The sequence below is a fragment of the Leucobacter sp. OLIS6 genome (assembly GCF_002752355.1).
Lineage (GTDB): Bacteria > Actinomycetota > Actinomycetes > Actinomycetales > Microbacteriaceae > Leucobacter.
Genome location: NZ_MRAV01000014.1, coordinates 717,661 through 741,206 on the forward strand (window position 1 = coordinate 717,661; position 23,546 = coordinate 741,206).

General features: G+C 69.4%; 21 protein-coding genes and 1 rRNA gene. 5 read left to right on the top strand and 17 right to left on the bottom strand.

All coding sequences use genetic code 11. The annotated features are described in order from the left end of the window. Positions 1–16 precede the first annotated feature (16 nt). Positions 17–448: a division/cell wall cluster transcriptional repressor MraZ gene (mraZ, locus tag BMH31_RS13555; protein ID WP_046455368.1), complete on the bottom strand. Its 432-nt coding sequence runs from the start codon at positions 446–448 to the stop codon at positions 17–19. 818 nt (positions 449–1,266) lie between these two features. Next, the gene (locus BMH31_RS13560; protein WP_099724783.1) at positions 1,267–1,653 is read right to left on the bottom strand and encodes a DUF3040 domain-containing protein; all 387 of its coding nucleotides are present in this window, start codon (positions 1,651–1,653) and stop codon (positions 1,267–1,269) included. A gap of 71 nt (positions 1,654–1,724) precedes the next feature. Between BMH31_RS13560 and BMH31_RS13565 the strand changes: the two genes are divergently transcribed. Continuing rightward, the gene (locus BMH31_RS13565; protein WP_099724782.1) at positions 1,725–2,876 is read left to right on the top strand and encodes a polyprenyl synthetase family protein; all 1,152 of its coding nucleotides are present in this window, start codon (positions 1,725–1,727) and stop codon (positions 2,874–2,876) included. A 44-nt stretch (positions 2,877–2,920) separates the two neighbouring features. Here the strand turns inward: BMH31_RS13565 and BMH31_RS13570 are convergent, their stop codons facing one another. Continuing rightward, the gene (locus BMH31_RS13570; RefSeq protein ID WP_158234965.1) at positions 2,921–3,268 is read right to left on the bottom strand and encodes an Rv2175c family DNA-binding protein; all 348 of its coding nucleotides are present in this window, start codon (positions 3,266–3,268) and stop codon (positions 2,921–2,923) included. A 205-nt stretch (positions 3,269–3,473) separates the two neighbouring features. Between BMH31_RS13570 and pknB the strand changes: the two genes are divergently transcribed. Continuing rightward, positions 3,474–5,402, top strand: coding sequence for a Stk1 family PASTA domain-containing Ser/Thr kinase (gene pknB / locus BMH31_RS13575; RefSeq protein WP_099724781.1), 1,929 nt, complete (start codon positions 3,474–3,476; stop codon positions 5,400–5,402). Between the two features lie 77 nt (positions 5,403–5,479). On the opposite strand, the gene BMH31_RS13580 is transcribed toward pknB, so the two are convergent. Beyond that, positions 5,480–6,850 carry a 3-deoxy-7-phosphoheptulonate synthase class II gene (locus BMH31_RS13580; RefSeq protein ID WP_099724780.1) on the bottom strand — a complete coding sequence of 457 codons (1,371 nt, stop codon included), beginning with the start codon at positions 6,848–6,850 and terminating at the stop codon, positions 5,480–5,482. Positions 6,851–6,986: 136 nt separating this feature from the next. Beyond that, positions 6,987–7,667 carry a lysophospholipid acyltransferase family protein gene (locus BMH31_RS13585; protein WP_046455374.1) on the bottom strand — a complete coding sequence of 227 codons (681 nt, stop codon included), beginning with the start codon at positions 7,665–7,667 and terminating at the stop codon, positions 6,987–6,989. A 135-nt stretch (positions 7,668–7,802) separates the two neighbouring features. Between BMH31_RS13585 and BMH31_RS13590 the strand changes: the two genes are divergently transcribed. Further along, positions 7,803–9,632, top strand: coding sequence for a long-chain fatty acid--CoA ligase (locus BMH31_RS13590; protein WP_099724779.1), 1,830 nt, complete (start codon positions 7,803–7,805; stop codon positions 9,630–9,632). 105 nt (positions 9,633–9,737) lie between these two features. Here BMH31_RS13590 and def read toward each other — a convergent pair whose 3' ends face one another. Continuing rightward, positions 9,738–10,229 (bottom strand): peptide deformylase, encoded by a 492-nt coding sequence (gene def, locus BMH31_RS13595; RefSeq protein WP_099724778.1) that lies wholly within the window; start codon positions 10,227–10,229, stop codon positions 9,738–9,740. A gap of 100 nt (positions 10,230–10,329) precedes the next feature. Here def and BMH31_RS13600 point away from each other — a divergent pair, with 100 nt between their 5' ends. Beyond that, positions 10,330–11,220, top strand: a complete 891-nt coding sequence (locus BMH31_RS13600; RefSeq protein ID WP_099724777.1) for a ParA family protein — start codon at positions 10,330–10,332, stop codon at positions 11,218–11,220. Positions 11,221–11,417: 197 nt separating this feature from the next. Here BMH31_RS13600 and BMH31_RS13605 read toward each other — a convergent pair whose 3' ends face one another. From BMH31_RS13605 to BMH31_RS13620, 4 genes are all read right to left on the bottom strand, one after another. Further along, on the bottom strand, positions 11,418–11,975 hold the full coding sequence (locus BMH31_RS13605; protein WP_099724776.1) for a MerR family transcriptional regulator: 558 nt from the start codon (positions 11,973–11,975) through the stop codon (positions 11,418–11,420). Between the two features lie 160 nt (positions 11,976–12,135). Next, positions 12,136–12,834 (bottom strand): MerR family transcriptional regulator, encoded by a 699-nt coding sequence (locus BMH31_RS13610; RefSeq protein WP_099724775.1) that lies wholly within the window; start codon positions 12,832–12,834, stop codon positions 12,136–12,138. Between the two features lies 1 nt (position 12,835). Beyond that, complete coding sequence (locus tag BMH31_RS13615; RefSeq protein ID WP_046455379.1) at positions 12,836–13,300, bottom strand: FHA domain-containing protein; 465 nt, start codon at positions 13,298–13,300, stop codon at positions 12,836–12,838. Between the two features lie 131 nt (positions 13,301–13,431). Continuing rightward, positions 13,432–14,913, bottom strand: coding sequence for a helix-turn-helix transcriptional regulator (locus BMH31_RS13620; protein WP_099724774.1), 1,482 nt, complete (start codon positions 14,911–14,913; stop codon positions 13,432–13,434). 196 nt (positions 14,914–15,109) lie between these two features. On the opposite strand from BMH31_RS13620, the gene aceB reads away from it, so the two are divergent. Beyond that, positions 15,110–16,762 carry a malate synthase A gene (gene aceB / locus BMH31_RS13625; RefSeq protein WP_099724773.1) on the top strand — a complete coding sequence of 551 codons (1,653 nt, stop codon included), beginning with the start codon at positions 15,110–15,112 and terminating at the stop codon, positions 16,760–16,762. Positions 16,763–16,849: 87 nt separating this feature from the next. On the opposite strand, the gene mnhG is transcribed toward aceB, so the two are convergent. The 7 genes from mnhG to rrf all read right to left on the bottom strand — a co-directional run bounded on the left by mnhG (position 16,850) and on the right by rrf (position 23,543). Further along, positions 16,850–17,218, bottom strand: a complete 369-nt coding sequence (mnhG, locus tag BMH31_RS13630; protein WP_099724772.1) for a monovalent cation/H(+) antiporter subunit G — start codon at positions 17,216–17,218, stop codon at positions 16,850–16,852. Further along, a complete protein-coding gene (locus tag BMH31_RS13635; protein ID WP_241898290.1) occupies positions 17,215–17,565 on the bottom strand; it encodes a sodium:proton antiporter in 351 nt (116 codons plus the stop codon). The genes mnhG and BMH31_RS13635 overlap by 4 nt, the downstream gene beginning before the upstream one ends. Next, positions 17,562–18,110 (bottom strand): Na+/H+ antiporter subunit E, encoded by a 549-nt coding sequence (locus BMH31_RS13640; protein ID WP_099724771.1) that lies wholly within the window; start codon positions 18,108–18,110, stop codon positions 17,562–17,564. The genes BMH31_RS13635 and BMH31_RS13640 overlap by 4 nt, the downstream gene beginning before the upstream one ends. Continuing rightward, the gene (locus tag BMH31_RS13645) at positions 18,107–19,774 is read right to left on the bottom strand and encodes a Na+/H+ antiporter subunit D (RefSeq protein WP_099724770.1); all 1,668 of its coding nucleotides are present in this window, start codon (positions 19,772–19,774) and stop codon (positions 18,107–18,109) included. Before BMH31_RS13645 ends, BMH31_RS13640 begins: the two co-directional genes overlap by 4 nt. Next, positions 19,771–20,259, bottom strand: a complete 489-nt coding sequence (locus tag BMH31_RS13650) for a Na(+)/H(+) antiporter subunit C (RefSeq protein ID WP_099724769.1) — start codon at positions 20,257–20,259, stop codon at positions 19,771–19,773. Before BMH31_RS13650 ends, BMH31_RS13645 begins: the two co-directional genes overlap by 4 nt. Beyond that, positions 20,256–23,234 (bottom strand): Na+/H+ antiporter subunit A, encoded by a 2,979-nt coding sequence (locus BMH31_RS13655; protein ID WP_099724768.1) that lies wholly within the window; start codon positions 23,232–23,234, stop codon positions 20,256–20,258. The genes BMH31_RS13650 and BMH31_RS13655 overlap by 4 nt, the downstream gene beginning before the upstream one ends. Positions 23,235–23,426: 192 nt before the next feature. Further along, positions 23,427–23,543 (bottom strand): 5S ribosomal RNA (rrf, locus tag BMH31_RS13660). Between the last annotated feature and the right edge of the window lie 3 nt (positions 23,544–23,546).

The window sequence follows — 23,546 nt, forward strand, 5'->3', positions numbered from 1 at the left end:
AGCCGCGGGCACCGGGTCAGAACATGCCCGGGATCACCTCCTCCTCGATCTGCGAGAAGGCGGACTCCTGCTCGGCCAGGTATCGCTGCCAGGCCTCGGCGTCCCAGATCTCGGCGCGGCTGCCCGCGCCGATCACGGCGAGGTCGCGGTCGAGACCGGCGTACTCGCGCAGCGCCTGCGGGATCGTCACGCGGTTCTGCTTGTCCGGCGTCTCCGCGTGCGCTCCCGAGAGGAAGACGCGCAGGTAGTCGCGGCCCTGCTTCGAGGTGATCGGCGCCTGACGGATCCGATCGTGCATGTCGGCGAACTCCTGCTCGCTGAACACGTAGAGGCAGTGCTCCTGACCACGGGTGATCACCAGACCGTCCGCGAGTTCCGTACGGAACTTCGCGGGCAGGATGAGGCGGCCCTTGTCGTCCAGTTTCGGTGTGAAAGTACCGAGGAACATGGGGGTCACCTCCTCCCTGCGGGGTCCGGGTGCTCCCACAGTACTCCACTTTCCTCCACTTCCCTCAGTTTTATTCCCGAGTTCCCCAGGTTTCTGTGCAAACTTCGGCGAGATTGCTGGGATCACCGCGATCCTGAACCGAGGACGCTCCGCCGCGGCGCGCTCGATGCCGGCCCGGATCGGTCGGTGCCGGACGCGCTTTTCTCGCGGACGTATCTCCGAGATCCGCGGAATCACGCGGATCCTCCGCGACCTCAGCCCACCTTCGAAGCCGAGGTGGAGCGAAGTGGAGCGACTGGAGGGGTGCGAGGTGGAGCGCAGTGGAGCGGCTCGTGGCGCGCTGCGGGATTGTCTCGTGGAGCACTTCGGGATGGCGCGCGGCGGAATGTCTGCCTTCAGAAGGAGATCCACGTTCTGGCGGAGATCCACGTTCAAAAGGAGGATTCCTGCGCAGCGCTCCGTCTGAACGCGAATCTCCGCCTGAACGCGACTCCCCTTGCCGGATGCAGAGTCGGCCGCGCCTTTCCCATCTCGGAGATCTCCACCGATTCGGACCCACCGGACGGAACCGATCCGAAATCTCGCAGATCTCCGCGGAGTGGGCTGGGTGCCGGGGCAGCACGACTCCGACGCCGGCCGGGCCCCGGCGCAGGGGGCGCCGCCCGGGCACAGCAAAAGACCGCGGTCACCCGACCGCGGTCTTCTCTATCTGCTTCGGACTATGCCGTGGGCCGACGCTCCGTGGGCCGACGCTGCGCGTCGCGAGCTACCGCTCCACCCCTCGCTGCGCTCCGTGGGCCGACGCTGCGCGTCGCGAGCTATCGCTCGCCCTCCATACGCTCGTCCCAGCGGCGCTCGAGGCGCTCGTTCATGTTCGACCGGCGCCCGCCGGAATGGGCGCGACCGCCGGCCGCGACCGGCTCGTGCACCTCGCCCGGCTCGGCCGGGGTGCGTCGTGTCAGCGCGAGGACCGCGCCGCCCAGCATCACGACGAAGCCGACGAGGCCCAGCCACAACTGCGAAGCTGCGACGGCCCCGATGAGCACGCCGACCCCGACGAGCACGACGACGATGCCGAGCACCAACGATCGCAGGTCGACCCGACGACGCTCACCCGTAGAAGCCGACATCACGTCGGCCTCGCTCTGGTACAGCCGCCGCTCCATCTCGTCGAGCAGCCGCTGCTCATGCTCGGACAGTGCCATGTCCGCCTCCTCGATCGATCCGGAATTCTTCCCTCGATTCTACGCCGGACGCGGACGGCTAGGCTAGCTGCGTGCACGAAACCATCCGACTTGCAGGCCTCGTACAGGAGCGGATCGGCGATGTGCTCGCCGATCACCGTCAGCAGCTCGAGGCCCTCGGCCCCGACGCGATCCCGCTGCTCGACGAAGCCGCCGATTACCTTGCGGGCGGCAAGCGACTGCGCGCCCAGTTCTGCGTGCTCGGCGCCCGCTCGGTCGGCCGTGTCGACTTCGACGACGCCGACGAGTCCGAAGCGGACGGTGTCACCCCGGGCGCGGTGAGCCCCGCGCTCGGTTCCGATGCGGACCGGATCCTGGACGCTGCCTGTGCGTTGGAGCTGTTCCACGCCGCCGCACTGATCCACGACGACGTCATCGACCGGTCCGATACGCGCCGTGGGCGCCCGTCGGCGCACCGCCACTTCGCGGGCCTGCACGAGGACTCCGACTACCGGGGCGACGCGGACCACTTCGGCCTCGCCGGCGCGATCCTGCTCGGCGATCTGCTGCAGTCCTGGTCCGACGAGCTGATGCAGCGGGCCTGCGACGCGACCGAGGATCGCGCCGCGGCGCGGGCCGCGCGCGAGCACTTCAACCGCATGCGCAGCGAGGTCGCCGTCGGCCAGTACCTCGACGTGCTCGAGGAGCAGCGTCCCGCCGCCGCGCCCGAGGCCGAGCAGCTCGAGCGCTCCACGCGCGTGCTCGTCTACAAGTCGGCGAAGTACAGCGTCGAGGCTCCCCTGCTGATCGGTGCCGCGCTGTTCGGCGCCGACGAGGAGCAGGAGCAGTCGCTCGCCGAGTTCGGCCTACCCGTCGGGGTCGCCTTCCAACTGCGTGACGACGTGCTCGGCGTGTTCGGCGATGCGGAGGTCACCGGCAAGCCGGCGGGCGACGACCTCGCCGAGGGCAAGCGCACCGTGCTCGTCACGCTCGCGCGCGAGGCCCTGCCGAACACGCAGCGCCGGGTGTTCGACGACATGTTCGGCGATCCCGAGCTGGACGACGAGCAGGTGGAGATGCTGCAGCGGACCATTCGCGACAGCGGCGCGCTCGACCGGATCGAGGAGATGATCACGCGCAACCTGGATCGGGCGACGCAGTCGCTCGCCGCTGCACCGATCAACGCCGATGCCAAGGCGCGGCTCGGATCGCTCGCCGACCGCTCGGGGCGACGCGCCTTCTGAGCGGCCGGCCCGGGCGCGTCCGCCCCGGACCCGTCAGCGCCCCGTCAGAACGCCAGCGACTGGGTGGCGCGGCGAACGGCGCTCTTGCGCCCGTTCTGCAGCTCCTCGATGGGGATCCCGCCGACCTCGGCGTTCTCGGTGAACAGCCACTCGATCGACTGCTCCTCCGAGTAGCCGGCGTCGCGCAGCACCAGCAGGGTGCCGCGCAGCGAGCTCAGCGGCTCGTCGCCCTGCAGGAACGCTGCGGGAACGCGGAGCACGCCGTCGATGCGCACGGCCGCGAGGTGCTGATCCTCGATGAGTCGCCGAATCTTGCTCGGAGCGAGTCCGAGTCGCTCGGTCAGCTCGGGGACGGTGAGGGTCTGGATACCAGTGAGGAAGTTCTCGGCCACGCCTCAACTCTGCCACGAAGCCGCGAGCGGTTCCAGCCAGGGCGATTCGGATCGGGTGATTCGTGCCCGACGACGGCGCGGGAACGGCGGACGCGCCCGGAGCACCGAGCGGCAGAGCCGCTGCGGACGACGATCCGCGGCGCGGTTCCGGGCAACGCCGGTGAGGATCCAGGCTGGCGAACCCTCGGGTCCGTAGAATTTGCGGGTGACCTCTGCCCCCTCCGATCCGCTCGTGGGACGAACCCTCGACGAGCGCTACGTGATCCGCTCGCGCATCGCGCGCGGCGGTATGGCGATGGTCTATGTCGCGAACGACCTGCGGCTCGAGCGCCGCGTCGCCGTGAAAGTGATGCACGCGCACCTCGCCGACGACGAGAACTTCACCCGCCGCTTCGAGCAGGAGGCGCGCAGCGCGGCCCGGCTCGCGCACCCCAACGTGGTGAACGTCTTCGATCAGGGCAACGATGCCGGGCACCCCTATCTGGTCATGGAGTACCTGCCGGGCATCACCCTCCGCGAGCTGCTCAAGCAGCAGCAGCGCCTGACCTCCGAACAGACCCTCGAGATCGGCGAGGCGGTGCTCGCCGGGCTCGCCGCTGCGCACCGCGCCGGCATCGTCCACCGCGATCTCAAGCCCGAGAACGTGCTGCTCGCCGACGACGGCCGGATCAAGATCGGCGATTTCGGGCTGGCGCGCGCCGTCAGCGCGAACACCACGACGGGCCAGGCCCTGCTCGGCACGATCGCGTACCTCTCCCCCGAACTCGTCACCCGCGGCGTCGCCGACGCCCGCAGCGATCTCTACGCGTTCGGGATCATGCTCTTCGAGATGCTCACCGGCACGCAGCCGTTCACGGGCGAGCAGCCGGTGCAGATCGCCTACCAGCACGCCCACGGCGAAGTCCCCGTCCCGTCGACGATCTCGTCCGAGTCGACCCCCGAGTTCGACGCGCTCGTGCGCTGGCTGACGCAGCGGGACCCCGCGAACCGCCCCGCTGACGCTTCGGAGGCGCTCGCCGAGCTGCAGCGGATCCGTTCGGGGTCTCCGCTCCACGCGACCCGGGTGCTCCCGAGCGACCTCGGGCTCGATGCGACCTCGGTGCTGCCGTCGACCACGGTGCTCGATCCCGTGGCCGATGCCCCGACGGACGGCGCTCCGGAGCCCGCTGCCGAGAGCCCCGAACCGGCGGATGCCGGCGCGGTGGGCCTCGCCGCCGCGACGGCCCGCCGCCGCAAACGCCGCGGCGGGATCATCGCCCTCCTCGTGATCCTCGCCGTCGCCGCCTCGGCCAGTGCCGGCTGGTGGTTCGGGCAGGGCCCCGGGTCCCAGGTCACGGTCCCGGACGTCGCCGGGCTCCCCTTCGCCGAGGCGAAGGCCGAGCTCACCGGGCTCACGCTCACCGCGACGCGCACCGAGTGCTCGAGCGTCGAGATCCCCAAGGGGAAAGCGGTCAGTACCAAGCCCGGCGCCGGTTCCCGGGTGGATCGCAAGACCGCGGTCGAGCTCTGCGAATCCACCGGTCCGCGCATCCTGCCCGTACCGACGCTCGTCGGCCTCCCCCAGGATCAGGCCGAAGCCGCGATCGCGAAGGCCGGGTTCACCTTCGGCAAGGTCACCGGCCGCCAGTTCAGCTCGGACGCGAAGAGCGGCACGGTCATCGCGGCTCTCGGCTCCGACGGCAAGGGTCTCGGCGAGCAGTATCCCGAGCAGGCGAAGGTCGACCTCGTCGTCTCGGTCGGCACGGTGCCCGATGTGACCGGCAGCACCGTCGACGCGGCGACCTCGGCGCTGGCCGACAAGGAGCTGACGGTCGACTCCGGCAAGAACGTCGAGGAGTTCAGCGATGACATCGCCAAGGGCAAGGTCATCGGCGTGATCTACTCGACCGATCCGGTGCGGCCGGGCGACTCCGTCGGCCTGACCATCTCCAAGGGTCCCGAGCTGTTCGAAGTGCCCGACGTCTCGGGCCAGAAGATGCGCAAGGGCGTGCAGACGCTCAAGGATGCCGGGTTCGATCCGCAGACGGCGGTGCCCGAACTGCTCTGGAACGCGGTCAAGGTCGAGGGGACCGAGCCCGCTGCCGGCGAGATGGTGCCGAAGGGAACCAAGATCACGCTCAACTTCGAGCTCTGACGACTCGCCCCGCGAAACGCGAACGGCCCGGATCCCCTGCAGGATCCGGGCCGTTCGCGTCAGCGGCGCGGTGCGGCTCAGTGCGCGATCTGCTTGAGCTCCTCCGCCACGAGGAAGGCGAGCTCGAGCGACTGCATGTGGTTCAGCCGGGGATCGCAGAGCGACTCGTAGCGGGTCGCCAGCGTCTCCTCGTCGATGTTCTCGGATCCGCCGAGGCACTCGGTCACGTCGTCGCCCGTGAGCTCGACGTGGATGCCGCCGGGAACCGTGCCGACTGCGCGGTGCGCCTCGAAGAAGCCGCGGAGCTCGTCCATGACGTCGTCGAAGCGGCGGGTCTTGTATCCGGTCGCCGTGGTGATGCCGTTGCCGTGCATCGGATCGGTGACCCACAGCGGCTGAGCGCCCGCGGCCTTGACACCCTCGAGCAGCGGCGGGAGCGCCTCGCGGATCTTGCCCGCGCCCATGCGCGTGATGAACGTGAGGCGGCCGGGCTCGCGCTCGGGATCGAGCTTGTCGATGAGGCGCATGGCGTCGTCCACCGAAGCGGTCGGGCCGAGCTTGACCCCGATCGGGTTGCGCACGTGCGACAGGAACTCGACGTGCGCGCCGTCGAGCTCGCGGGTGCGCTCCCCGATCCAGAGCATGTGCCCCGAGGTGTCGTAGAGCTCGCCCGTGCGCGAGTCGATGCGGGTCAGCGGACGCTCGTAGTCGAGCAGCAGCGCCTCGTGGCTCACGTAGAACTCGGTCTGAGTCAGCGCGGCGCTCTCGACGCCGCACGCCTCCATGAACTTGAGCGCCCGGTCGATCTCGGCCGCCAGCGACTCGTAGCGGCGGTTGGCCGGGTTCGACACGAAGCCCTGGTTCCAGGCGTGCACCTGACGGAGGTCGGCGAAGCCGCCCTGCGTGAAGGCGCGGATCAGGTTCAGCGTCGAGGCCGAGACGTGGTAGCCCTGCACCAGTCGCGACGGGTCCGCCGCGCGCGACTCGGGGGTGAAGTCGTAGCCGTTCACGAGGTCGCCGCGGAACGCCGGGAGGGTCACGCCGTCGCGGGTCTCGGTGTCGCTCGAGCGGGGCTTGGCAAACTGGCCGGCCATGCGGCCCAGCTTGATCACCGGCATGGATGCGCCGTAGGTCAGTACGACCGCCATCTGCAGCAGCGTCTTGACGCGGTCGCGGATCTTGTCGGCGGTCGCGGCCTCGAAGGTCTCGGCGCAGTCGCCGCCCTGCAGCAGGAAGGCCTCGCCCCGCGCGGCTGCGGCGAGCCGCTGCTTCAGCTGATCCGCCTCGCCGGCGAAGACGAGCGGGGGCTGGGAGGCGAGATTCGCCGAGGCCGCCTCGACGGCTGCCGCGTCGGGCCAGGTCGGCTGCTGCTTCGCCTCGCGAGTGCGATACGTGTCGAGCTCCGCCAACACGTCTCGCTTCACTGCCGTCTCAGTCTGACCGCCCATTGGTCTCCGCCGTTTCTCGAAATCTGCGGGACGAACCCGCATGCCGCGGCCGTTCGCCGCAACTTTTCCAGGGTACTCGACGGGCGGGATCACGAGCGAACCCGGCGGAGGTCGCCGAGGCCCCTGCTGCGAACCCTCAGGGGCGCTTGGCCGCCCGAACGCTCGACGCGTAGACGTCGACGTATTCCTGACCGCTGAGCTTCTGGATCTCGAGCATGATCTCGTCCGTCACACTGCGCAACACGAAACGATCAGCGCTCATTCCCGCGAAGCGGCTGAAGTCGAGCGGCTTGCCGATGACGGTTCCGATGCGGCGGATCCGCGGGAGTTTCGCCCCGATCGGCATGGCCTTCTCGGTGTCGACCATGATCGCCGGCACCACGACCGCGCCGGATTCGAGCACGAGGCGGGCGACGCCCGTGCGCCCGCGGTAGAGTCGCGCGTCCGGGCTGCGGGTGCCCTCGGGGTAGATGCCGAGCACGTCGCCCCGATCGAGCACGCCGAGCCCGGTGTTCAGAGACGCCTCGGAGGCCTTGCCGCCGGAGCGGTCGATCGGCAGCTGGCCGACGGACAGCATGAAGCTGCGCACGAACCAGCCCTTGAGGCCGGTCCCGGTGAAGTAGTCGCTCTTCGCGAGGAAATAGACCCGCCGGTCGACCATGATCGGCATGATGAACGAATCGATGACCGACAGGTGGTTGCCGACGATGATGACCGGACCCGACGAGGGGATGTTCTCGGCGCCCTCGACCCAGGGTCGGTAGATCGTCTTCAGCAGCGGTCCGATGACCAGGTGCTTGAGAATCCAGTAGAACACGGCGGAGACGTCCCTTCGACTCGAAACAGAATACTGGAGCCGGGCGTCGCATGGTCGCATGCAATAGGGTGGCAGGCAGAAACCGGCGGCGAAGAAGCCGCCCAGAGACCTCGCCCTGGTGCCGAAGGAGCTGCCGTGAATCAGACCGAGACGCCGATCGTCATCCCGCACGTCCCCGAGGACAATGTGACCGACCTCCTCGAGCAGCGGGTGGCCGCCACGCCCGATCGACCGCTCTTCGCGGTCCCCGAGGGGTCGGGATGGCGCGACATCACCGCAGCGCAGTTCCGCGACGAGGTGATCCGGGTCGCGAAGGGATTCGTGGCCGGGGGCGTGCAGCCCGGCGACCGCATCGGATTCATGTGCAAGACCAGCTACGAGTGGACGCTGGTCGACTTCGCCCTCTTCTATACGGGCGCGATCATGGTGCCGGTCTACGAGACCTCCTCGCCGCTGCAGATGCACTGGATCCTCGAGGACTCCGGCGCCCGCGGCATCATCACCGAGACGCGGGATCACGCTGAGCGGCTCGAGGAGGTCCGAAGCGACCTCTCCAACCTGGACCTGACCTGGCGCCTCGACGAGGGCGCGATCGACGCGCTCCGCGCCGCGGGCAGCGAGATCCCGGACGAGGAGATCGAGCGCCGCCGCTCGATCGCGGTCGGCTCCGACCCGGCGACCCTCATCTACACCTCGGGATCCACCGGGCGCCCCAAGGGCTGCGTGCTCACCCACGCCAACTTCGTCGACCTCTCGCGCAACGCCGGCGCCGCGCTCTCGCAGGTCGTGCAGGAGGAGGGCGCCTCGACGCTGCTCTTCATCACCCTCGCGCACGTCTTCGCCCGGTTCATCTCGACCCTCGCCGTGCACGCCGGCGTGCGCGTCGGCCACCAGGCCGACACCTCCCAGCTGCTGCCCGCGCTGAACACGTTCAAGCCCTCGTTCCTGCTCGCCGTGCCGCGCGTGTTCGAGAAGGTCTACAACTCGTCCGAGCAGAAGGCAGAGGGCGAGGGCAAGGGCAAGATCTTCCGCGCTGCCGCCCGCGTCGCGGTCGCGTACTCCGAGGCGCAGGAGACGGGTCGCGTCCCGCTGATGCTCGAGCTCCGCTTCCGCCTCTTCGACAAGCTCGTCTATTCGAAGCTGCGTGCCGCGCTCGGCGGCCGCGTGCGCTACGCCGTGTCGGGCTCCGCACCCCTCAGCCGATACCTCGGCCACTTCTACCACTCGCTCGGCATCAAGATCCTCGAGGGCTACGGCCTCACCGAGACGACCGCTCCCGCCACGGTCAACCTGCCCGAGAAGTTCAAGATCGGCACCGTCGGCCCGGCGCTCCCCGGCCACACGATCCGCATCGCCGAGGACGGCGAGATCGAGATCGCCGGCATCGACATCTTCAAGGAATACTGGAACAACCCGGCGGCCACCGCCGCGGCGTTCACCGAGGACGGGTTCTTCAAGACGGGCGACCTCGGCTCCATCGACGACGACGGCTATCTCTCGATCACGGGCCGCAAGAAGGAGATCATCGTCACCGCCGGTGGCAAGAACGTCGCCCCCGCCGTGCTCGAGGATCCGATCCGCTCCAACCCCGTCGTCGGCCAGGTCGTGGTCGTGGGCGAGCAGAAGCCGTTCATCGCCGCGCTCGTCACGCTCGACGGCGAGATGCTCGGCACCTGGCTCAAGAACAACGGGGAGAACCCGAACCTCACCCTCGAGGAGGCCGCGGTGAACCCGAAGGTCCTCGCCGAGGTGCAGCGCGCCATCGACCACGGCAACGAGTTCGTCTCGCGCGCCGAGTCGATCCGAAAGTTCGTGATCCTGCCCGTCGAGTTCACCGAGGCGAACGGGCACCTGACGCCGAAGCTCAGCATCAAGCGCGACAACATCCTGCGCGACTACGCATCCGAGATCGCTGCGCTCTACGGCGACAACCCGCAGACCGCGGCGATCTCGACCCCGCGCTGACCGCGACCGCTCCTCGCGGGTACCGACCGCAACGCGGAGGGCCCCGATCCATCAGGATCGGGGCCCTCCGCGTTCACCGCACGGCCGCAGCCGACGCGGGATCGATCAGAACCAGTCCGAGGTGCGGATCTGCCGCATCGCCTCGCCGCGGTTCTCGCGGTCCAGACGATTGAGATAGAGCTTGCCGTCGAGATGATCGCACTCGTGCTGCAGCGCCTGAGCCATGAGCCCCTCGCCCGAGATCACGACCTCCGCGCCGTCGAGATCGATGCCGCGGACCGTCGCCCGGGGATAGCGCATCACCGGGAACCAGAGCTCCGGAACCGACAGGCAGCCCTCGCCGGTCGGTACCGGCTCGCCGTCGAGCTCGACGATCTCGGGATTCAGCACGTAGCTGATCTCGCCGTCGATGTGCAGGCTGAACGCGCGCAGCGTATGCCCGATCTGCGTCGATGCGAGACCCGCGCGTCCGTCGAACGCGACGGTGTCGCAGAGATCCGTCACGAGCGCGCGCACGCCCTCGTCGATCTCGGTGATGGGATCGCAGACGGTGCGCAGCACCGGATCGCCGAACTTTCGGATCTCACGTACAGCCATGAGCATCGAGTCTACCGGCGCACCGGGAGGCCCCTGCGCGAAGCCTCCGAACCGTGCGGGCGGATGTTGCCCTCAGGCTTCCTCCACTAAGCTGGATGCCGTGCATGTTCTGAGTGTGAGTTCCCTCAAGGGCGGAGTCGGCAAGACGACCGTCACCCTCGGTCTGGCCTCTGCGGCATTCTCCCGCGGGCTGCGGACCCTCGTGGTCGACCTCGACCCGCAGTCCGACGTGTCCACCGGCATGGACGTGAACCCCGAGGGGCACGGCAACATCGCCGACGTGCTCGAGAATCCGAAAGAGAAGACGGTCCGCTCGGCGATCGCCGCGAGCGGCTGGAACCAGCATCACGAGGGCGCCATCGACCTGCTCGTCGGCAGCCCCTCCGCCATCAACTTCGACGGGCCGCACCCGTCGGTCCGCGACATCTGGAAGCTCGAAGAGGCGCTCGCGAGCGTCGAGGCCGACTACGACCTCGTCCTCATCGACTGCGCGCCTTCGCTGAACGCGCTCACCCGCACCGCGTGGGCCGCGAGCGACCGCGTGCTCGTCGTCACCGAGCCCGGCCTCTTCGCCGTCGCCGCAGCCGACCGCGCGCTCCGCGCCATCGAAGAGATCCGTCGCGGCATCAGCCCGCGACTGCAGCCCCTCGGCATCGTGATCAACCGCACCCGCCCGCAGTCGATGGAGCACCAGTTCCGCACCCGCGAGCTGCGCGAGATGTTCGGCCCGCTCGTGCTCAGCCCGCAGCTCCCCGAGCGCACCTCGCTGCAGCAGGCCCAGGGCGCGGCGAAGCCGGTGCACATGTGGCCGGGCGAAGCCGCGCAAGAAATGGCCGGCTACTTCGACCAGATCCTCGACCGGGTGCTCCGCTCCGCCAAGCTCGAAGGCGCAGCGACCGCTCCCCTGGCCCGCCAGACGGCGCAGGCCACGGCGGTCGTCGAGAACGAGGGCGACGACTCGGACGTCGTCTCGGATCCCGCGGCGAACTGACGTATCGGGCTCGGGCCTGCGCGGCTGCCTGATTGGGCCCGCGCGACGATCCATCCTCGACCGGCGCTTCCCGCTGATCGCTCCCGCCAAACCCGCCAGCCGCGCGGCTCCCAATCAGGCAGCCGCGCAGGCCCGAACTCGACGATGAGCTCGGAGCGCGACACCACCGAGCAGCGGCGCTACGAGCGCTGGAGCGCTTAGGAGATCTTGCGGGCGCGGCGACGCACCGCGAGCTCGTCGACGGACGACTCCGCCTCGGCACGGTGCTCGTCCATGTCGACCAGGGTGACCTCGACCTCGCGGAGCACCTTGCCGACGGCGATGCCGAACACGCCCTGCCCGCGGCTGACGAGGTCGATGACCTCGTCGTTCGAGGTGCAGAGGTAGACGCTCGCGCCATCGCTCATGAGGGTGGTCTGCGCCAGGTCGTGCACACCGGCTTCGTGCAGCTGCTCGACCGCGGTGCGGATCTGCTGCAGCGAGATGCCCGTGTCGAGCAGGCGCTTGACGAGCTTGAGCACCAGGATGTCGCGGAAGCCGTAGAGACGTTGCGACCCGGAGCCCTTGGCACCTCGGACGGTGGGCTCGACGAGTCCGGTGCGGGCCCAGTAGTCGAGCTGACGGTAGGTGATGCCGGCCGCGCGAGCGGCGATCGCACCCTTGTACCCGCCATCGGCGTCGGGCTTCGGAAGTCCGTCGGCGAACAGCATATTGAGTTCCGCGGAGTCGCCCGGCGCCTGGCTGAGTTGCTCCATATGCTGGTCCCCTGTCGTCTGCTCCGGCCTATCCGGACCTTTCAAAGGTATCGAGCACTCGACCCCGGTGCAACGACCTTCGGGGGGCGAGTCGCGCGCGTCGTCGACGGATCCGCGGAAAGACGCGAAACCCCCGTCGAACCGGCCCGAAGAAGTCGGCTCAGCGGCCGGTGAGGCGGCGCTTCAGCACACCGCTGCGCACCGTCTCGAGCTCTGCCGCGATGGCCAGCGCATCCTCCGTGGAGTGCGGGGTTCCTCCGCGCACACCCCGGCTCGAGACCGCGTGCTCGATGAGTTCCGCCTCGCGCTCCGCCGCCACGCGCACTGCGCGCAGATGGCGGGGCGTGATCCCCTGCTCCGCAAGACGCATGAGCGCGGCGACTTCCGCCACCGAATCGTGCGGGAACACCTCGGCCGCGGGCAGCAGCCCGGCGGCGATCGCCTCGCCGAGGAACCGCGAGCTCGCGCCCGTGAGCTGCTGCAGCTCCTCTCGGCCGAGCAGCCGTCGCGGCATGAGGATGCTCGAGGCGCTCCGCGGAGCGGCGCCGGGGATGACCGGGTCGCGGCCCTGATCGACCTCGTCGAGCACCTCCGCGATCACCTTCAGCGGGAGGTAGTGGTCGCGCTGCAGTGTCAGGATCAGCCGCAGCCGCTCGACGTGCGACTGGGAGAACTTGCGGTACCCCGAGCGGGTGCGCTCGGGGGTCACGAGGCCCTGCTCTTCGAGGAAGCGCAGTTTCGAAGGAGTGAGGTCGCCGAAATCGCCCTGCAGGTGGGCGAGCACCTGACCGATGCTGAGTCGTGCGCCGGCTCCGGCCGGAGTCGGCGCAACGGAGGCAGCAGCGGCCGAACCCGCCATGCTAGGCGAGGTCCGCGAGATCGAAGCGCGAAGCGAAGAAGGTGAACTTGAACTTGCCCACCTGCACCTCGGAGCCGTCCTCGAGGGCGACTTCGCCGTCGATGCGCTGGCCGTCCCAGAAGGTGCCGTTGAGCGAGCCGAGGTCGCGAGCGAAGAAGCGGGTTCCCTCGCGCCGGAACTCGGCGTGCTTGCGGGAGACCGTGACGTCGTCGAGGAAGATGTCGACCTCGGGGTGACGCCCGGCGACGGTGACCTTCTGGTCGAGCAGGAATCGGGCTCCCAGGTCGGGACCGCGGCGCACCACCAGCAGCGCTGCGCCCGAGGGGAGCGCCTGCACGGCCTCCTGCTCGTCGACCGTGAGGTCGGTCGCGCGCGAACGGATCATCGCATTGAGATCCTCGCGGAACTGCTGCGTGGAGCGGGCCTCGGTGTCATCCGGGCGATGCTGGAGATTCTCGGCGTTCATGTCGTCTCTCACCTCCGGTACCGCGACGTGCGGTGCGTGCTTCTGGGGTCGTCCTTCTACGCTATCGCAGCGCTCGGCCCGGCGCATCCCGCGGCGGGGTGCCGCACGCAGATGCTCAGCGGACCCATAGCTCAGCGCACCTCGTTGGCCTCGAGGAACTCGTAGACCTCGTGCGCGTCCACCCCCGGGAAGGTGCCGGTCGGCAGCGCCGCCAGCAGGCTCGTCGGCGTCGCGGCCTCGGGCCAGGCCACACTCTCCCACTTGCGGGTCAGACCGTCGCTCGCCCGTCGGCAGCAGCGCTCATCGGGGCAGTCGGAGGTGCTCCGGTGCGAGGTCTCGCGGCCGCGGAACCACTTCACGGCGTCGAACGGAACACCCACGCTGACCGAGTACTCCCCCTCTTTCGCCTTCTCGACGCGCGAGGTGCACCAGTAGGTGCCGCCCGCCGCCATGTCGGTGTACTGATACCAGGGGTTGAAGCGGTCGGGCTGCGCGAACACGGTGCGCGCGGTCCAGTTGCGGCAGACGGTCGCCCCCTCGAGATTGCCCAGCGCATCCGAGGGGAAGCGCACCCCGTCGTTCTCATAGGCCTTGATCAGGGTGCCGGACTCATGGGCCTTCATGAAATGCACCTCGAGATCCAGCCGCTCGGTCGCGAGGTTCGTGAAGCGGTGCGCCGCCATCTCGTACGAGACCGCGAACGCGTCGCGCAGATCCTCCATCGAGATCTGCCGCTCGCGCTTCGCCTCGGCGAGCAGCTCGACCGTGGCGTCCTCCGGCAGCAGCACCGCGCCCGCGAGGTAGTTGGCCTCGACGCGCTGGCGGAGGAAGTCCCCGTAGTTGCGCGGCTCCTCGTGCCGGCACACGAGGCTGGCGAGCGCCCGCAGGATCGGCGCCCGTGCGTCGCGCGAGGGCAGGTTCGCACCGAGGTAGATCCGGCCGTTGCGGCGGTCGATCACCGAACGGGTGGAGTGCGGGAGGTCGGTCACGTAGTGCAGGCTGAAGCCGAGCTTCTCGGCGACCTGGGCGATGGTGCGCTGCGACACGGGGCCGCCGCTGTAGCCGACCGCCCCCAGCAGGCGCTGGGCCTCGGCCTCCAGCTCGGCGAAGTAGTTGCCCCGGACCCGCATCTCGGCGCGCAGCTCGGTGTTCGCCCGGCGGGCCTCCTCGGGCGTCGCCGCGCGCTCGCGATGCAGCCGTTCGACCTCCTGGTGGAGGCCGAGGATCGCCTTCAGCGTGTCGTCGGACGTCGCCTTCGACACGCGGATCGCGGGGATGCCGAGCGAGCGGAACACCGAGCCGCGCTGCGCCCGCTCGACCGAGATCTCGAGCGCGGCCCGCTCGCTCGGCGCCTCGTCGGCGAGCAGCTCGTCGACGGTGCAGTCGAGCGCAGCGGCGAGCGCGCGCAGGATCGGCAGCCGGGGCTCGCGCTTGCCGTTCTCGATGGCCGAGAGCTGGGAGGGCGCCCGGTCGATCGCGGTCGCGAGCTGTTCGAGGGTGAGTCCGAGCTGCGCGCGACGCTCGCGGATGCGGCGTCCGAGGGTGAGCGCGTCGGCGGTGTCATCCTCGGTAGGTTCGGCGGCCGAGGTGCGCGGGGCTGCGGTGAGCGTCATACGACCATGCTGCCAGATTCGGAAAATTCCGCCAAGCAGAAATTCGGCAGAACTTCACACCCGGAATCGCCGGTCAGCACCCCGCACCGCGGATCAAGATGGAATCACCGCCGAACATCCGGGATCCTCCGATCTTGCGCATCGCTCGGCACCGGTTCTCCACTTCGATCATCGGCTCCCTCGGAAGGAACAGATCATGACCACCACGCAGGCGGCCCCGCAGCAGCAGACCGCCACCCCCGCGACCATCGGACCGCGCATCGAGGTCTTCGGCCCCGCCATCCCCCGCTCCGCGGAGATCCTCACTCCCGAGGCGCTCGAGTTCCTGACCGAGCTGCACCGGCGCTTCGCCGGGATCCGCCACGAGCGTCTCGCAGACCGGCAGCGCCGCCGGTACGAGATCGGCAACGGCCGCGACCCGAAGTTCCGCGCCGACACCCGGCACATCCGCGAGGACGCGGAGTGGCGGGTCGCCGGCCCCGGCCCGGGCCTCGAGGATCGCCGCGTGGAGATCACCGGTCCCACCGACCCGAAGATGACCGTCAACGCGCTCAACTCGGGCGCCAAGGTGTGGCTCGCCGACCAGGAGGACGCGACGAGCCCGACCTGGCACAACGTGATCGGCGGGCAGCTGTCGCTGTTCGACGCGATCCGCGAGCAGCTGGAGTACACGAGCCCGGAGGGCAAGGAGTACCGGGTCACCGCCGAGCAGACCCCCACTATCGTGATGCGGCCGCGCGGCTGGCACCTCGTCGAGAAGCACATCCGGTACGTCGACGCGCACGGCCAGTCGGGCGCCGCGTCCGGCAGCCTGGTCGACTTCGGCCTCTACGCGTTCCACAACGCGCGCGAGCTCGTCGCACGCGGCCGCGGCCCCTACTTCTACATCGCGAAGCTGGAGTCGAGCGAGGAGGCGAAGCTCTGGGACGACATCTTCGCCTACACCGAGCAGGCGCTCGGCCTCGAGCACGGCACGATCCGCGCCACCGTGCTGATCGAGACCCTGCCCGCCGCGTTCGAGATGGAGGAGATCCTCTACGTGATGCGGGACCACATCGCCGGTCTCAACGCGGGCCGCTGGGACTACATCTTCTCGATCATCAAGAACTACCGCGGCCGCGGCGCCCGGTTCGTGCTCCCCGACCGCAGCGAGGTCACCATGACGGTGCCGTTCATGCGGGCGTACACCGAGCTGCTCGTCAAGACCTGCCACAAGCGCGGCGCGCACGCCATCGGCGGCATGAGCGCGTTCATCCCGAACCGGCGCGATCCCGAGGTCACCCGCCGCGCCGAGGAGAAGGTCCGCGCAGACAAGAACCGCGAGGCGAATGACGGATTCGACGGCACCTGGGTGGCGCACCCCGACCTGATCCCCGTCGCCCGCGCCGAGTTCGACGCCGTGCTGGGCGACCGCCCCAACCAGGTGGATCGTCAGCGCGACGACGTCGAGGTGACGGCGGCGCAGCTGCTCGACGTGCACATCGGCCGCGACATCACCGAGGCCGGCGTCCGCGAGAACATCTCGATCGGCATCCGCTACATCGAGGCCTGGCTCCGCGGGATCGGCGCCGCGGCGATCGACAACCTCATGGAGGACGCCGCGACCGCCGAGATCAGCCGCTCGCAGATCTGGCAGTGGATCCACCAGGATCAGTCGACGGCGGAGGGCACCCGGATCACCCGCGAGTGGGTGCAGGAGCTCGTGCGCGAGACCGTCGCAGGCTTCGACCGTTTCCCGGGCGACCGCTACGACGACGCGACGGAGCTGTTCGAGGACGTGTCGCTCGGCGACAACTTCCCTACGTTCCTCACGGTGCCGGCCTACAGCCGGTACCTGGTCGACCTCTAGGCCGACGCGAGGCGAAGGGCCCGGTCCTCCCCGAGGAGGACCGGGCCCTTCGCGCTGCCGACGTCGGATCGGAGCGGGTGCCGCGGGTCAGGAGTGGTCGGACTGCTCGACCGCCGGGGCGAGCTCGTCGACCGACAGGTGCTCGGTATCGATGTGCCCCGCGCGATATGCCGCGCGGCCGATCATGTGCGCGGCGACCGGAGCCGTCAGGGTCTGCATGATGAAGGTCGGCACCAGCGCGAACAGCGTCAGGAGCGAGCGGTCCGAGAGCGCGACCGCGGCGATGATGAGCAGGAGGCCGAGGATCTGCGGCTTGGTCGCGGCGTGCAGTCGCGAGAGCGGATCCGAGAAGCGGAGCAGGCCGACGCCCGCGGCGACGGCCAGCACGGCCGCTCCCAGCACGCAGACCGCCGCGGCGATGTCGCAGGCCGTGTCGACCCATTCGGGCAGGTTCATCGGGCGTCCTCCGTCGCGTGCGCTGCGTCTTCGGGTCCGGGTTCGCCCGGCCGGGTGATCGGGCCGACGTGCTCGGGGCCGTCTGTGCGGTGCACGTGCCGCGCGACCGTGATGGTGCCGAACACTGCGGTCGCCGCGATCGCCGTCATGAGTGTGATCGAATCGGTGTGCTGCCGGATCACCATGTCGCCGCCGAGCCCGAGCACGACGGTGGTCAGGAAGACGTCCGAGGCGATCATGCGGTCGAGCACGGTCGGTCCGATGATGGCGCGGATGAGCGCGGCGATGAGCGTGATGGTCAGCGCGGTCCCACCGCCGATCACCAGGATCCACTGGAGGGTCGTCATGGGAGCTTGGCCACCTCCTCGCGGCTGCCGATGGTTCGGATCAGAAGCTCTTCGACGTGGTGCGCATCCCACCGGACGCGCTCGATGGCCTCGTGCGTCGGCGCATGCAGCACGTGCAGATAGAGGGTCGATCCGAAGCGGTCCACCTCTGCGACGAGGGATCCGGGGATCAGCGACAGCGTCAGGCTCGTCATTGTCAGGATGAAGTCGGATCGGGTGCGCAGCCGCACCTCGATGACCGCGGGCACGGGCCTCGGCCCGGGCCCGAGGGCCTGCCAAGCGACCTGCAGCGACGCGAGCGCGAGATGGGTGAAGAAGTACCAGAGGTACCGGATCGCCCACCACACGTTGAATCGTCCGGCGAGCTCCACCGGGGGCAGGTAGTAGAGGCGGGTCGCGAGCAGCGCGATGAGGATCCCGCTGCCGAACGACATCCAGCTGATCTCGCCCCAGAGCATCATCCAGAGCAGCACGAGCCCGAGCAGCAGCGGGAGCTCGTAGAGGCGGAAGCGCCGTTCGACGCGGCGGCCGGGTGCGGGGCTCATGAGGGATCCTCCGTTCCGCGGGCCGATGCCGACTCAGGCACCGGCACCGGCGCCGATGGAGCCGCGCCGTGGTCGCCCTTCGAGTCGCCGCCGGTGATCTCCCGGTCGACCCGGTGCTCGTCGTACCAGGAGGTCTGCTTCTCGGCGTCCTCCAGGACCACGCCCGCGCGTTCGGAGTACGCGACGAGCGGTCCCGCGAACACGGTCAGCAGCACGCTGATCACGACCATGCCCGCGGTCGATCCGACCATCAGCTTCGGCATGCCGCGCGACTCGCGCTGGGGCGCGGCCTCGGGAGCGTCCTGCAGCCGCGCGAGCACGCCCGTCGGTGTCGCGTCCTCGCCTCGGGGGCGCCAGAACGCCAGGCTCCAGGCGCGCGCGAGCGCGTACAGCGTGAGCAGGGAGACCAGTGCGCCGATGCCGATCAGCCACCAGGCTCCCGGTGTGCCGAGTTCCGCCGCGGCGGTGAACAGGCCGAGCTTGCCGATGAAGCCGGAGAAGGGCGGGATGCCGCCGAGGTTGAGCATCGGGATGAAGAACAGCACCGCGACGAGCGGCGCCGTTCTGAGCATGCCGCCGAGGCGCGCGAGCGAGGTGGTGCCGCCGTGCCGCTCGATGAGGCCCACCACGAGGAACAGCGTCGTCTGCACGATGATGTGGTGGACGATGTAGTAGGTGGTCGCCGCGTAGCCCAGCGGTGTGTTCAGCGCGATCCCGAACAGCAGGTACCCGATATGGCTCACGAGCGTGAACGAGAGCAGGCGCTTGATGTCGAGCTGCGCGATGGCGCCGAGGATACCGACGACGAGCGTGAGGCCGGCCAGCCAGAGGAGCAGGTCGTTGACGCTCGAGTGCGGGAAGATGAGGGTCTGCGTGCGCGCGATCGCGTAGATGCCCACCTTCGTGAGCAGGCCGGCGAAGACCGCCGTGACCGGGGCCGGCGCGGTCGGGTATGAATCGGGCAGCCAGAACGAGAGCGGGAAGATCGCGGCTTTGATGCCGAAGGCGACCAGCAGCGCCACGTTCAGGAACAGCTGCATGCCCGCGCTCAGATCGCCGATGCGTTCGGAGAGCTGCGCCATGTTGACGGTGCCGGTAGCCCCGTAGACCAGGGCGATGGAGACCAGGAAGAGCACCGACGACACGAGCGACACCACGATGTAGGTGACGCCCGCCCGAATACGCGGGCCGGTGCCGCCGAGGGTGAGCAGCACGTAGCTCGCCACGAGCAGGATCTCGAACCCGACGTAGAGGTTGAAGAGGTCGCCCGCGATGAACGCTTCGGAGACACCGGCGGCGAGCACCAGATACGTCGGAAAGAAGATCGAGACCGGGGTCTCCTCGTCGCCGTCCGCGAGGCCCTGGCCGATCGAGAAGGTGAGGACCGCGAACAGCACGATCGCGCTGACGAGCAGGAGCAGCGCCGCGAAGCGGTCGACCACGAGCGCGATGCCGAATGGCGCGGCCCAGCCGCCGACCTCCATGACGAGCGTGCCGTGGACGTCGCTCGCCCAGACGAGGGTGGCGGCGATGAGCACCATCAGGCCGAGGGCGCCGAGCGTGATGCCGCGCTGCGCGCGGGCCTTGTGCGGCACGGCGAGCGCGAACGCGGCGCCCGCCAGCGGCACGAGGACGATGAGCGGGATCAGGGCTGACGGGTTCATCGGCGGCCCCCGTCCGGCTGCGGCCCGTCGTGCGGCACGGGTGCCGCGGCGGATTCGTCGCCGTCGTCGTCGAAGTCGGAGCTCTCGGTGAGCTCGGCGTCGGTGAACTCCTCGAGCGGCAGGCCTGCGGTCTGCGCGAGCTCCAGGTCGTGCGCATCGTCGGAGACCACGTCGACCTCTTCACGGTCCAGGCGCCAGGAGCGGTAGATCAGGGCGAGCAGGAACGCGCTCACTCCGAAGGTGATCACGATGGACGTGAGGATGAACGCCTGCGGGAGCGGGTCGCTCATCTCCTCGGGGGTGCTCTCCCCCGCGATCGGCGCGTGCCCGAAGGTGCCCGACATGAGGAAGATCATCAGGTTGGCGCCGTTTCCGACGAGCAGGAACCCGAGCAGGATCCGGGTGAGCCCCCGATCGAGCATGAGGGTGAAGCCGCAGGCGAACAGCACCACCATGGCGATGACGAGGATGAGCGGGACGGTCACAGCGATCCTCCCCGCTCGACGCGGCCCGCGTAGGGGCCCGTCTGCTCCTCGTCGTGGTCGTCGGTGTTCGCGATCTCCTCGATCTCCTCGCCCTCCTCGTAGACGTCGACCTGCGATCCCAGGCTGCGCAGCACGTCGAGCACCAGACCGAAGACCACCATGTAGACACCGATGTCGAACAGCGTCGAGGTGACGAAGGAGAGATGCCCGAACGGGCCGAGGTCGAGGTCGAACCAGCTCGAGCTGAGCGCGGCCTCGCCGAAGAGCAGCGGCATGGCGGCGGTCGCGACGGCGATCGCGAGACCGGTGCCGAGGATCCTGCCCGCGTCGAAGGGCACCGTCGCCCCCAGCTCGTGGCGTCCGCCGGCCAGGTACCGGGCGACCAGCGCGACGCCGGCCACGAGGCCGCCTGCGAAACCGCCGCCGGGTGCGTTGTGGCCCGCGAGCAGCAGATAGATCGACAGGATGATGAGGGCGTGGAACACGAGTCGGACCACGACCTCCAGGATGATGGAGCGGTTCGCGGGGTCGAGGCGGCGACCGGCCAGGATCCAGGTGCCGCGCTCGGTGCGGTCCCGGGGATCGGCGACGCGCCGCAGGTGCTCGCGCACCCGGCTCCGTGCGTCCCGGCGGCTGAGGCTCGGCAGCGATCCGCTGCGGTTGCGCAGGAACACGAGGGACGCCACGCCGGTCGCCGCCGAGAGCACGACGGAGAGCTCGCCGAGCGTGTCCCAGCCGCGGATGTCGACCAGCATCACGTTGACCACGTTGATGCCGTGGCCTCCCTCGACCGCGAGCCTCGGCAGCTCGAGCGAGATCGGGTCGGCGACGCGGGCTCCGAGCGCGAACAGCACCGCGGCACCGAACAGGGTGCCGAGCGCTGTGCCGAGCACGACCCGGCCGATGCGGATCCTGCGGGTGCTCCGCCGCTGCATGCGCTGCGGCAGGCGTCGGATCACGAGGACGAAGGCGATGAGCGTCACGGTCTCGACGAGCACCTGGGTGAGCGCCAGGTCGGGGGCGCCGTGGAACGCGTAGAGGGCGGCCATGCCGTAGCCGGTGAAGCCCACGAGGATCAGCGCTTGGAAGCGCTTCGTCGCGCGCAGCGTGGCGATTGCCGCAGCGATCATGAGCACGGCCAGCACGGGCTGCACCGCGTTGGTCGCGAGCGTGGTCTCGACCGGCTTCTGGCCGCTCGAGAGCAGGGTCCCCGTCATGGCTACGACGGTGACACAGAGGATCACGGCGAGGTAGTACGGCAGGGAACCGCGCTGAGTGAACCCGGTGACCCGGAGCGCGAGCTCGTCGACGGCGCGGGTGATCGAGAAATAGGCGTGGGATGCGGTGAAGCGTTCGGGCCAGACCGGCAGGCGGTCGACGAGCCTGCGCGTGACGAAGAAGAGCAGCACGCCGAGCGCGATGATGAACACCGAGAGGAGCAGGGCGAGCGTCAGCCCGTGCCAGAGCGCGAGGTGCGCGGGGTCGAGGGAATCGGTGCCCTCGGGGCCGGCCTGCTTCGCGAGCTCCTGGATGAACGGGTCGAGCGCGGTCGCGCCGATCCCGGCCGCGATGGCCGACACGACGAACACGATCGGCGCGAAGAGGATGCTGGGGTGCTGCCGGTGCACGATGGAGCAGCCTATGACGCCGGCCTTGCGCGAGAACGCGCCCCACAGGAACCGCAGCACGTAGCCGGTCGTGCAGATGCTCCCGAGGATCATGACGATGAGGGCGAACCAGCCGAGCGCGGGGCTCGAGGTGTCCCCCTCGGGCAGCATGACGAGGAGTTCCGTCAGTGCGGCCTCCTTGCCGACGAAGCCGAGCATGGGGGGAAGGCCCACCATCGAGGCGCCGGCGAGTGCGGCGGTGGCGGCCAACACGGGCGCTTGGCGTCCGAGCCCGCTGATCTTACGGAGGTCCCGCGTACCGACGCGGTGGTCGATGATGCCGACCGCGAGGAACAGCGGGGCCTTGCCCAGGGCGTGAGCGAACAGGAGCACGGTCGCGGCTGCGTCGGTGCGCGGATCGGCGAGACCGTAGAGCATGGTGAGCATGCCCAGCTGGCTGACCGTGCCGAACGCGAGCACCAGCTTGAGGTCGTACTGCCGGAGGGCGCGCAGCGCGCCGTGCAGCATGGTCGCGCCGCCGAGCAGCACGAGCGTGGTGCGGTAGCCGGGCATGTCGCCGAACGAGGGGCCGAAGCGCGCCAGGATCAGGATCCCGGCCTTCACCATGGCCGCCGCGTGCAGGTAGGCGCTGACGGGCGTGGGCGCGGCCATCGCGCCCGGCAACCAGAACTGGAAGGGGATGATCGCCGATTTGCTCAGCGCGCCGAGCAGAACGAGGTAGACGGCCGCGATCGCTGCGCCGCCCGTCGGCGGGTGCTGGAGGATGCCGTGGAGACTGGTGGTGCCGGAGAGCGCGACGAGCGCGACGAGGCCGGCGAGCATGGCGAGCCCGCCCAAGGTGGTGACGATGAGCGCCTGCAGCGCCGCGGAGCGGCTGGTCCAGCGTTTGGACGCGTGTCCGATGAGCAGGAAGGACAGCACCGTGGTCGCTTCCCAGAAGATGAACATGAGGTACACGTTGTCGGCGACGACGAGGCCGAGCATCGCGCCCGCGAACGCGACGAACGTGGCGCCGAACCTCGCGAGTCCGTCTTCGGATTCGCTGAAGTACCAGCGGCAGTAGATCAGGATGAGGCCGCCGGCACCGGTGACGAGCAGCGCGAAGAGTTCGGCGAGCAGGTCGACTCGGAACGACCAGTCCAGTCCGAAGAGCGGCACCCAGCTGAGGTGTTCGGTGAGTGCGGCTCCGTCGAGGATGCTGGGGAGATACGCGGCGTACAGTGCGCAGGCCGCGAGCGGCGCGAGCGCCAGCACGTAGAAGAATCGGGGGCCGAATCGGCGAAGGCCGGGATGAGCGATCAGCGCGGCGAGTGCCACGAGTCCGAGACTCACGCTCGTTACCGGCATAGGCATCCTCCCCCTGTTTCGGCTCAGTCCAGTCTATCGGGCCCGGAAGCTGCACGACGCTGTCGGCGAACATCCGGGCGATTCAGACCGCGGGGGTGCGTGTTCGTTACCGGGACGGGGGAAAACAAAAACGGGGCCAGCCCAGCCAGAGACTCACGTCCCCAACCAGTCTGGCCCCGTTCGAAAAAAGGGGTCCGGCGGTGTCCTACTCTCCCACACCCTCCCGAGTGCAGTACCATCGGCGCAGTCAGCCTTAGCTTCCGGGTTCGGAATGTAACCGGGCGTTTCCCTGACGCTATAACCGCCGTAACT